We start from the raw sequence: 12,086 nt of genomic DNA, 5'->3' as shown, positions 1-12,086 counted from the left end.
TCGAAAATAAAAATAAAGATAAAATAAATAAGCAACTAAAAATTGATAATAGAAAACCTCACTTTTAGTTGCTTATTTCGAATATCTCTTGTATTGCCGGAACAATAGTATTTATTATAGACAAATCACCTTATAGATTAATAACATCATTATTTCTTTGAATTTTCATAACAAAATTGACCTATATTTATATTAAACTGAACTCCCTCTAATAATTAGAGAAGGGGGTATTCATCCTAGAAAATTACCAGATAGGAATAATACCAAACCCCCACAGAAGAATTGAGATAAGAGATAGAAGGAAAAAACAAAGAACCCTTTCCCTTGAAATTTAGGGAAAGAGCTCTTTTGTTTAATAGTTAGCAGAAAGTAGCTATTATTCGAACTTACCTTTTTTCTTTTTGCGGTACAATATGGTTGCACCAGAAAGAAGTAATAACAAGCCCACTAGAATTAAATTCATGTTGTTTGTTGCTGTATTTGGTAGCTCTTCTTCTTTATCTACTTCATCATCAATTGGTTGTAATTGCTCAGGTTGCTTAGGTTCTGTAACTTCAGGTTTTTCTTGTGGATCTTCTTCACTAGGGTCTGGTGGAGAAGTCACTTCTTCCTCGACCACAATTTCTTCTGTTGGTTGCCCTGGAACCTCGATGTTAGTCGCTTCTACAGTTGCAACATTTTCAATCGATGTTCCTTCATAGCCTGTTTCAATGGTTGCATGGAAGGTCACTGTACGCCATTCCGTATCCGTGACATCTCCAAAGCTTGCCGTAATCGTTCCACCATCGATATCAGCTGTTCCTTCATGACTCACTTCTAGGCTTCCCTCTAGATAAGCAAGTCCTTCTGGTAATACATCGGTAATTTCTAGATTTTCTATGATACTATCTTTTACTGTATTTCGGGCCTGAATCGTATAAACAACAGTGTCCCCTACTTGGAATTCTTCTTTCTCTTCCGCTAGATTCACAGCAGTTTTTTCCGATTCTAATTTTGGTGCATGTGGATTAACAGTAATTTCTTCACTTGGTTGGTCTGGTTCATCTACGTTTTTACCATTTACTGTTGCCACATTCTCAATTGATTTACCAGATTGACCAGATTCTATTTTTGCGTGGAATGTTACCGTATGCCATTCGGTATTTGTTACGTCACCGAACACTGCAGTAATCGTTCCATCTTCTATGTCTCCAGTTCCGCCTTCACTCACTTCAAGGCTTCCTTCTACATAGACAAGTCCTTCTGGCAACACATCGGTAATCTCAAGATTTTCTATAATACTATCTTTTACTGTATTTCGGGCCTGAATCGTATAAACAACAGTGTCCCCTACTTGGAATTCTTCTTTTTCTTCCTCTAAGTTCACAGCAGTTTTTTCCGATTCTAGCTTCGGTTCACGTGGATAAACTAACACTTCTTCATTTGGCTTATCTGGATCATCAATATTGTCGCCATCTACCGTTGCGATGTTTTCAATATCCTGTCCAGCTTGGCCTTCTTCTACTACAACTTGGAACGTCAACGTATGCCATCCCGTATCTGTTACATCACCAAACTTACCTATGATTTCTCCATCAACAGAATGTCCAGCATCGTCACCTTCTGTATCGGTAACGGCTTGGCCATCAACGGTTAGCGTTCCTGCCACATACTCCAATCCCTTTGGTAGTACATCGCTGATCGAAAGATTTGACACAAGACTATCTTCGATCGTATTGCGTGTTTGAATCGTATACGTTAAGGTATCACCTACTTCTGGGTGCTCGGCATCTGTGTTTCCATCTGCTTTTTTCGCAATACTTGATGTTTTAGTGGATTCGAGTTTTGGTTCCTTTGGATCGATCGTAATGTCGGTGCTCGGCTTGTCAGGATCGTCCACATTATCCCCATCAGCAGTCGCCACATTCTCAATCGTGTTGCCTACTAGTCCTGAATCAATCGTTGCTAGGAAGCTCACGGTGCGCCATTCGGTATCCGTCACGTCACCAAAGGTTGCCGTAATCGTTCCATTTTCAAACATACCTTCTCCATCATGACTCACCTTTATGCTTCCTTCCACATACGTAAGACCTTCTGGTAATACATCGGAAAGGACAAAGTTTTCGACGACACTATCTGTTACGGTATTGCGACTTTGAATCGTGTAAACGACGGTATCGCCTACTTCAAATCTTTCTTTGCCTATCTCTAAATTTACTGCTGTTTTTTCGGATTCCAGATTCGGTTCTCTTGGGTAAATATTCACTTCATGTTCTGGTTTGTCTGGATCATCGATATTATCTCCATCGACGGTTGCGATGTTGGTAATATCTTGACTTGCTTGTCCTTCTCCGACGACTACTTGGAAAGTTAATGTATGCCATTCGGTATCCGTGACATCACCAAATTTTCCGAAAATGCTGCCATCTACACTATGTCCTGTGTCGTCCCCTTCAGCATCCGTGACGGATTCCCCATCGACGATTAGCGTACCTTCCACATATTCCAAGCCTTCTGGAAGGACGTCACTGATCGCAAGGTTGGACACGAGACTATCTTCGATTGTATTACGTGTTTGAATCGTATACGTTAACGTGTCGCCCACTTCTGGGTGCTCCGCATCTGTGTTTCCTTCTGCTTTTTCATGGATTTCCGATGCTTTCTCCGATTCTAACTTCGGTTCCTTCGGATCCACAATAATTTCATTCTCTGGGGTATCCGGGTCATCCACATTATCGCCATCTACGGCGGCTGTATTTTCAATCGTCTTACCAGATTGGCCAGCATCAATCGTTGCTTGGAACGTTACAGTACGCCATTCCGTATCGGTAACATCCCCAAAGCTTGCCGTAATCGTTTCATTTTCGATATTGCCTGTTCCTTCATGACTTACTTCTAGGCTTCCCTCTACGAATGTAAGTCCTTCTGGTAATTGATCGGAAATGACGAAGTTTTCTACGATACTTTCTGTTACTGTGTTACGGGATTGGATGGTATATTCAATCGTATCCCCGACTTGGTATTTTTCTGTATCGGTATTTCCTTCGCCTTTTTCTACGAGGCTAGATGCTTTTTCTGATTCTAATTTTGGTTCACGTGGGTAGACTAACACTTCTTCCCTTGGCTTATCTGGATCATCAATATTGTCGCCATCTACCGTTGCGATGTTTTCAATATCTTGTCCAGCTTGACCTGCTCCTACAACTACTTGGAAGGTTAGGGTGTGCCATTCGGTGTCTGTCACATTGCCAAATTGACCAAAGATATCTTTATTTACAACATGGCCAGCATCGTCCCCTTCAGCATCGGTAACAGCTTGTCCATCTACAGTTAGCGTACCTGCCACATATTCCAAGCCTTCTGGAAGGACGTCACTGATGGTGAGGTTGGAGACCAAACTATCTTCGATTGTATTACGGGTTTGAATCGTATACGTTAAGGTATCGCCCACTTCTGGGTGCTCCGCATCCGTGTTTCCTTCGGCTTTTTCGGCAATACTCGACGCTTTCTCTGATTCTAGAACTGGCTCTTTCGGATCCACGATAATTTCATTTTCTGGAGTATCTGGGTCATCCACATTATCGCCATCTACGGTGGCTGTATTTTCAATCGTCTTGCCGGATTGTCCCGACTCGATAACTGCTTGGAACGTTATAGTTCTCCATTCCGTATCGGTGACATCCCCAAAGCTTGCCGTAATCATTCCATTTTCGATATTGCCTGTTCCTTCATGACTTACTTCTAGGCTTTCCTCTACGAATGTAAGCCCTTCTGGTAATTGATCGGAAATCACGAAGTTTTCGACAACACTTTCTCTTACGGTGTTACGGGATTGGATCGTATATTCAATCGTATCCCCAACTTGGTATTTATCTGTATCGGTATTTCCTTCGCCTTTTTCTACGATGCTAGATGTTTTTTCTGATTCTAATCTTGGTTCACGTGGATAAACTAACACTTCTTCCCTTGGCTTATCTGGATCGTCAATATTGTCTCCATCTACCGTCGCGATGTTTTCAATATCCTGTCCAGCTTGACCTGCTCCGACTACTACCTGGAAGGTTAGGGTGTGCCATTCGGTATCTGTCACATTGCCAAATTGACCAAAGATATCTCTGTCTACGACATGGCCTGCGTCGTCCCCTTCTGTATCGGTAACGGCTTGGCCATCGACGATTAGCGTACCTTCCACATATTCCAAACCTTCTGGAAGGACGTCACTGATCGTAAGGTTGGACACGAGACTATCTTCCACTGTATTACGTGTTTGGATCGTATAGGTTAACGTGTCGCCTACCTCTGGGTGCTCCGCATCCGTGTTTCCATCAGCTTTTTCGGCAATACTAGCTGTTTTTTCTGATTCCAGTATTGGTGTCTTTGGATCGATCGTAATGTCGGTGCTCGGCTCATCTGGCTCCTCTACATTGTCTCCATTTACTGTCGCTGTATTTTCAATCGTCTTGCCGGATTGACCGGAATCAACTGTTACTAAGAAGCTCACGGTACGCCATTCGGTATCCGCAACGTCACCAAATGTTGCCGTAATCGTTCCATTTTCAAACGTACCTTCCCCATCATTGCTTACCTTCATGCTTCCTTCCACATACGTAAGACCTTCTGGTAATACATCGGAAATGACAAAGTTTTCGACTACACTTTCGGTTACGGTATTGCGACTTTGAATCGTATAAACGACCGTATCGCCTACTTCAAGCTTTTCTTTCCCTATTTCTAAGTTCACGGCATTTTTTTCGGATTCCAGGTTTGGTTCTCGAGGATAAATGTTCACTTCATGTTCTGGTTTATCCGGATCATCAATATTATCACCATCCACGGTTGCAATGTTGATAATATCCTGACTCGCTTGTCCTTCTCCTACGACTACTTGGAACGTCAACGTATGCCATTCGGTATCCGTGACATCTCCAAATTCTCCGAAGATGTTGCCATCTACGTTATGTCCTGCATCGTCTCCTGCTTCATCCGTAACGCCTTCGCCATCTACATTTAGGGTTCCGGCCACATATTCCAAGCCTTCTGGAATGATGTCACTGATCGTAAGGTTGGTTACGAGACTATTTTCTACCGTATTACGGGTTTGAATCGTATACGTTAAAATGTCGCCTACTTCTGGATGGTCGGCATCCGTGTTACCTTCAGCTTTTTCATGGATTTCCGATGTTTTCTCCGATTCAAGATCTGGTTGCTGATAGGTAAGTGGATTATTCACTTCATTCGACTCTGTTTCTTTTCTTTCATTGGTTAATAGATTGTCATAGCCTACTTGAGCTTGATTGCCAATTTCATTGATTTCCTCATTAACTAAAGCTTTTACCTTAAATTGAACGGTGATCCCGTCAGGTAATTCGGTAATATTCAGCAAGTCACCCAACTCCACGATGACTTTTTCCCCATCAAAATGACCAGCGTCATCGTCCGCTTCATCGGTTAGGTCTCCTGTACCTGGACCATCGATAATTTTTAATGAACCAGGAACATATTCGGTACCTGCTGGAATCGCATCTTCAAATATTGTATTGGCAGCAATGTCGCCACCATTGTTCTTAACGGTTACTTCATACGTTAATTCATCGCCGGCGAGCACTTCTCCTTCTGGACTAACGGATTTTTCTGCCACGACACATGGTTCTGTTCCTAGGAAGACGTCATCAAGGTAATTACCGAATGCCAATGCTCCAGTAGATGTACTAATTGCTTTAAAGCCAAAACGCGTCATTGTTTGTCCAGCTGGAACAGTATAAGTTCCTGTATAAGTTTCCCATGTAGTCCCTGTTGAAATTCTCTCTATTTCTGGCGTGGTATTGAATGGATCGGCTGTAACTGATCCAATATTAACACTCATCGTATCAACACCATTGTAACCTCTATGATTTAAACGCCAATAAATGGTCTGTCCTGGTATGGTTGGTAATTCTTGATATAACATACTATTTGTATCAGCATTTAATTCTGCAAATCTACTCGTAAGATTATCCTTATTCGGAGTATTTGAAGGTATAGTACTCGGTCTAGCAGGGTCCATTATTTGAATAATTCCTCTTGGTGTGCGGTTGACATCAGTCGTTTCCCACCCTGGGACAGTGTCTGCATAGTAATAACCACCTCCGGCTATCGAGTTATCATAGGTACCCGGTCCCTCCGGCTTTTCAAATTCACCATTCACCAATGCTATTGGTGCTGCACAAGCGTCAATTTCCTCTTTTGGTAGGACAGTGTTTGTTACTTCATTGGTTTCCACTTGTTCTTCTGTATTTTCTAACAGATTATCATAGAATATTTGTGCTTTATTTGTCACTTGTCTTTCTGTATCCGTGTCCAGTGTTTTTACTTTAAATTGCACCGTGATACCATTAGGTAAGTCATTTGTGTTCGGTAGATTGCCTAACTCCACGATGACTTTTTCCCCATCAAAATGGCCAGCGTCATCGCCTGCTTCATCGGTTAAGTCGCCTGTACCTGGACCATCGATAATTTTTAAGGAACCAGGAACATATTCGGTACCTGCTGGAATCGCATCTTCAAAGGTAGTGTCTGCAGCAATATCTCCACCGTTATTTTTAATATTTACTTCATACGTTAATTCTTGTCCGGCAAAGACCTCTCCTTCGGGCGAAACGGATTTTTCTGCCACGACACATGGTTCGGTCCCTAGAAAAATGTCATCCAAGAAGTTACCAGCGCCTAAGCTCCCACCACCAGTACTTACCGCTTCAAATCCAAATCGTGTCGTAGTTTGCCCTGCAGGCACCGTATAGGATCCAGTATATGTTTCCCATGCCGTATTTCCTGTCGTCATCTGTGTTTGCACCGTTGTATCATATGGATTGTCTGTCGCTGGGCCGATTCGAACTTGCATCGTGTCATCACCTTGACGTCCCATATGAGATAAACGCCAATAAATGGTTTGACCTGGTGTCGTCTCTACATCTTGATATAGTAACCCATTATCAAATGCATTTAATTCTGCCCACCTGTCACCATCGACTGGTGGTGAAAAATTAGTTACACCTGCTGGAAGCCCTAGCTTATAATTCCATTGCTCGATAAGCTTTACTCCTTGAGAATCATCTGTTGTAAACCAGCCAGGAACTTCGGATTCATAAAAGAAAATTCCTGAAGCTTGATAAGAACCTCTTTCTGGTCCTTCTTCAAAACTACCATTAATCAACGCAACTGGTGCTGCACATGCATCAGGAACAGGAAGGCGTGGATAGATATCGACTTCCGCCTGTGGATTATCTGGTTCCGTGTTCAACGCATCTACCGTTGCAATGTTTTCAATGGTTCTCCCTTCTTGACCTGACTGGACAGTTATTTGAAACTCAACAGTATGCCAGTCGTTATCAAGCACGTCACCAAATTCTCCAATAATTTCATTATTGACCACTTGTCCTTTATCTTCATCTGCTTCATCTGTGACAGCTTCTCCATCTACCAATAATGTCCCTGCTACATATTCCAATCCCTCTGGTATGGTGTCGGAAATAACGAGTTCCTTTATTAGACTGTATTCCTCCACCGTGTTACGAGTTTGAATCGTATATAAAAGTGTATCTCCAGCTTCTGGATTCTCAACATCCGTATTACCCAGAGCTTTTTCGAATATTTCTACTTGCTTCTCTGATTCTAGTACGGGTGGAAATGGATCGAATTCTGGACTAACTCGTGAAGCTAAGTCGACAGATAGACCACCCTCATTTACAGTCGTCAAGTAAGTAGTACTAAGAGTTTCTGGATCAAGTATAAATAATGTGAAATGGGTATTAGTAGGACCGGAATTAAGTAGCATCTCACCACTAGGTAAGAAGCTGATTCCTCTGACTCCCCCCTCTAGTTGTCTACCATCTGTCGGTGTTATAGGAATAACACGTATAACTTCAGCAGTTTCCGGGTTCATCTGAGCAATATAGGTACCTTGAGCATTAGCTTGATTTGCAGCAAACCATAAATAACCATCACTATCAACTACCAGATCCCCTCCTACACCATCACCAGGATCATAACCAATAATTTCTTTAGATGATTTTTCGCCTGTGGTTAAATCATAAGTACCTAGGTAGTATTTCCCGTCATCGGCATTTAAATATGAATGGAGGTATTTACCGTTGTAAATCACCGCATTTGTAGCGCCTCCAGCTAGCGTATCCACAAATTGAGCCGATCCATCAGGACTAATTCTGTAAAGATTATTAGCTCTAGCTGCATACAAAAAATCTTCATTCTCTGATATAGCTAATCCATTAAGAGATGTGTTTGTTATACCTGTAATTGTAACGGTTCCTTTGACAACAGTTGGATCGTTTCCATCTATTTGGTATATCTTTCCATCGCTAGCACTACCATATGAATCAACTTCGTTAAGGGTAATTGACTCTGCGAATATTTCAACTTGATCTATTGATACATCCGAGTTTTCACTAGAAGCGGAACTATCGTTTTCATTAACGAGTTGGCCACTGGTCTCCCTAGCTGGATAATTGTCATCTCCAGTCTCACCGTCTTCCTCTTTTGATTCATTTGGCTTTATTACATCCTTTTCCTCCGAATCAACTGGTATGACAACAGCAGAATTTGTTTTTAAGAGAGTACTATCATTAATCACAACTTGAGCAATATTATCAATTTTTTCTCCAGATGTAGCATCTTCTTTTATTGTTGACGTAATCTGCAGTCTCACTTCCTTTTCCGCAAGCTCACGTAGTTGCTCTGCTGTCAATGCTAAGGAAACATTTTGACCATCTACCACTGCTTGAAAGCTATCAATAACCTGCCCGTTGAGAAGGACAGTTGTCCCTTGAACATCTACTCGTGTATCGAGCGTATCAGAGATCGTCAAAGATTCATAATTTGATAGATTCTCTGGCAATTTAACATTTATATTATATTGGTATTCCTCCCCTTTGATAACCTCTCTACTCTCTTCTCCATCAACATCTTTGGTCACAATTGGTTCCTGAATACCAGTTTCCCCTTCTGCTAAAATAAGAGGAGTTGAATAAGGTAAAGCACCACTTAAGATCACTAACATTGCCATGAATAGAATAAACGATTTTTGCATTTTTAATTTTATTCTCTTATTCAGTCGAATTTTCTTTTTCAGTTTCCTTACCTCCAGAAAATTATTTTTTGAATAATAATACATAATTTACTGACTTTACTCTTACATTAATCCCCTCTAAAGGTGAATTACTAAAAAATTATCAAAATTTTACCTTATAGGATATACCTCCCCTATAATGAATTTATAAGTAAACGCTTAACCTCAAAATTCAACTTTATGCTACATCTCCCCCTTCAAATTGTGACAAATAATCACAAAAGGCAAAAATATTATTGACATAATAGCACGATATTCTCATTTTTTACATATAATTTGGTAATTTTGGTAATAAAGTTATATGGATTTTTTTAGGACGATAGTGTTACAGCATCATTTGTCTATATAAGTTAGACATAAATAAAAAAAAGTAAAAGTTCCTGCTTAATGTATGAAGAATAGTCAGTTCGTAACCGAATCATTTTTATTATAAAGCGCTTAAATATCTGAACTGATTTTACGCAAATATTATAAGAAAGTGACAAAGGATTAGAAGCTTATTTATAGGATAACAAGACTATTTATTTGAAATTGAAAGTATAAAGGAAGGTATTCCTGTGGAGGAGACATCTCATCAGAGGGGTGTTTTTAAATGGATGGAATAAAAAAGAACCTGATCTCCATCAGGCTCTCACAAATTTCCCTTTCATAACGGTCTCCGTTAATGGCTTTCTTTCCGAAGGTATTTCACGTTCTTGATATCTTTCCTCTAACACACTAACATCATCCTGATATCCGATCGCTATAAGTGCATGAATGTCAAAATGGTCTGGAATATCTAATAATTCCCGTGCCTGGTCTTTATGGATGCCACCCATCGCGTGTGTAATTAAGCCGCTTTTCATTGCTTGTAATGCTAAATAACCCCAGGCTGTTCCCGCATCGAACGCATGGGAAACACTCTCATTCGAATCGGAAATAATCAATACATATGCAGGAGCTTTTTTTGCCCACTCTAAGTTCCCTTCCATAATGAAGGAATGAAATATTTCTAGATCCTCTTCTGTATTTGCTAGAATGAAGCGCCAAGGCTGCTTATTCGCACCAGATGGAGCCCATTTTGCTGCCTCTAAAACGGTCATCAAGGTCTCCTCATCTACTCCTTTTTCCTGAAACGCGCGAGGTGACCAGCGATTTAAGAACATTTCATCAATTGGGTAATCTGCTTTACGTACTTCATCTATTTTTACATCACTCATTTTTATCTCTCCCTTCAGAGTTTTATTATAAAAGAAGCATGAACCGAATTCAAAAATCTGGATTACACACGAAAATAGGCTACCTTCATACATTAAAGTAAAGCCCAATTTTCTACACTGGAGGAAGCTGTATGAGGACTTATTTTTATTTTATTTTTGTGATGGTAATAGGTTTTCTAATATTCATTCCATTTCTGATATATGTGGTACCATTAATAGGATTGCGAAATTTTGTCATTGTCGTCCTCTTGCTAATTCTAGGGTTTTTTGTAGAATCATTCCTCCGACGATAAGCCAATGGACTCGAATAATAGTCTAATGGTCATTACTATATATTAAAATTTTTCAAATAAAAAGAAGGAAATAGTCCTATTATGGCGAATTAATTAAATATTGGAAAAAATTGATTATATTGTAGAAAGAGGGTATTTATAGGATGTTGTATATTGATACAGGAAAATTAATTAAGTCCTATCGCAAAAAGCGACAAATGACACAGGTAACATTAGCAAAATTACTCGACTGCTGTCATACCTTTATCAGTAAAATAGAGAATGGCATTATCCAGCCTTCACCAGAGTTATGTACCAGGATTGCCACTATCCTAGACATTCAAGAACTCCTAAATCTCCACACCTCCAGTCAAGGAATCTCTATCCAATTAACCTCATGGAATTATGCCATAGCGAATGGCAATCTCACAGAAGCAGAACAAATTTTTTTAGAAATGAAGCAACTAGCACCGGTGACTACACACATTAATGACAAAGTGGTATATGACCTATCTAGATTCCAGCTATTCGTACTACAACATAATTTAAGGGAGGCGGCAAGTATGCTTCCAAATATTCTCGGGCTTTCAGAAGCACTTGACCAAAAACTGGACTTTCGATGTCATAAGCTTCTTGGGCTTTACTATATCTATTCTTACCATTTTGCCAATGGGCTAAATTATTTGGATTTAGCCATGAAAAATCATCCAAATCAAGCTCGTCTAGATCCAGAAATCAACCTATATTTTGCCATTGCTTTCAGTCAACTCCACGAACTAAAGAAATCCACTGAGCATGCTCAAACTGCCCTCAAACTATTTGAAGCTGATGCAAATTATCGCAATATTATCCTTTGTCGCATGGTAATATGCAACAATGAAGTCGAGGCTGATGACCACAGTTTAGCGATTAAAAAGTTAAATAACCTCCTAGATCAATCCTCTCAACAAATAAACGCACATTACCATGCCACTATTTTATACTTACTTGCCAAAGCTTATACAGGATTACATGAACACAACAAGGCGATTGCCTATTTGAAAGATGCCATTCGTTTGGAATCTGTTGACTCTCTTAAAGTTATCTATACTTATTATATGGCTTATATTTATGCTAAACTGAAGCGTGAGCAAGAAGCCCTGGTTTATATCAAGATTGGACAGAAGCTTGATATTAATCAAAAATACCAGTATAAGCTGTTCACACTAGAATCCATGATCTTAAATAAGTTTCATCATGAACCGTTTGAAAACAAAATAAAAGAGGAATTACTACCACATTTTGAATTACGCGCAGATCATCCAGAAATAGACAATTGTCACAAAATGCTTGCAGGTATTTCCTATGAGAACCGATCCTATAAAAAATCGTATGATCATCTAAAGTCTGCTGTTAAAGATTTTCAACTTGCAGAAATATGTGAAATGTATAAGATACGAGATGATTAGTCCCTCTTCATTTGCTCTGCACTTTACCAATTATCACCACACATTTTTTCCTTTATCTCAACGAATAATG

At 39.9% G+C, this 12,086-nt stretch carries 3 protein-coding genes; 1 reads left to right on the top strand and 2 read right to left on the bottom strand.

What is annotated here, in order from left to right:
* Nucleotides 1-376: 376 nt before the first annotated feature.
* Nucleotides 377-9,058 (bottom strand): isopeptide-forming domain-containing fimbrial protein, encoded by an 8,682-nt coding sequence (locus ACZ5R4_RS16445; RefSeq protein ID WP_464367628.1) that lies wholly within the window; start codon nucleotides 9,056-9,058, stop codon nucleotides 377-379.
* 662 nt (nucleotides 9,059-9,720) lie between these two features.
* Nucleotides 9,721-10,296 (bottom strand): nitroreductase family protein, encoded by a 576-nt coding sequence (locus ACZ5R4_RS16440; RefSeq protein WP_464367627.1) that lies wholly within the window; start codon nucleotides 10,294-10,296, stop codon nucleotides 9,721-9,723.
* A gap of 436 nt (nucleotides 10,297-10,732) precedes the next feature.
* Here ACZ5R4_RS16440 and ACZ5R4_RS16435 point away from each other — a divergent pair, with 436 nt between their 5' ends.
* Nucleotides 10,733-12,016 (top strand): helix-turn-helix domain-containing protein, encoded by a 1,284-nt coding sequence (locus tag ACZ5R4_RS16435; RefSeq protein WP_054860211.1) that lies wholly within the window; start codon nucleotides 10,733-10,735, stop codon nucleotides 12,014-12,016.
* The last annotated feature ends 70 nt before the right edge of the window (nucleotides 12,017-12,086 follow it).

The organism is Gracilibacillus sp. JCM 18860 (assembly GCF_055395245.1).
This window is presented reverse-complemented; position numbering and strand designations above follow the sequence as displayed.

What these genes read in the sequence shown, in the direction of transcription:
- ACZ5R4_RS16435 (WP_054860211.1), top strand. Translation starts at nt 10,733, where the DNA reads ATGTTGTATATTGATACAGGAAAATTAATTAAGTCCTATCGCAAAAAG.
- ACZ5R4_RS16445 (WP_464367628.1), bottom strand. Translation starts at nt 9,058, where the DNA reads ATGCAAAAATCGTTTATTCTATTCATGGCAATGTTAGTGATCTTAAGT.
- ACZ5R4_RS16440 (WP_464367627.1), bottom strand. Translation starts at nt 10,296, where the DNA reads ATGAGTGATGTAAAAATAGATGAAGTACGTAAAGCAGATTACCCAATT.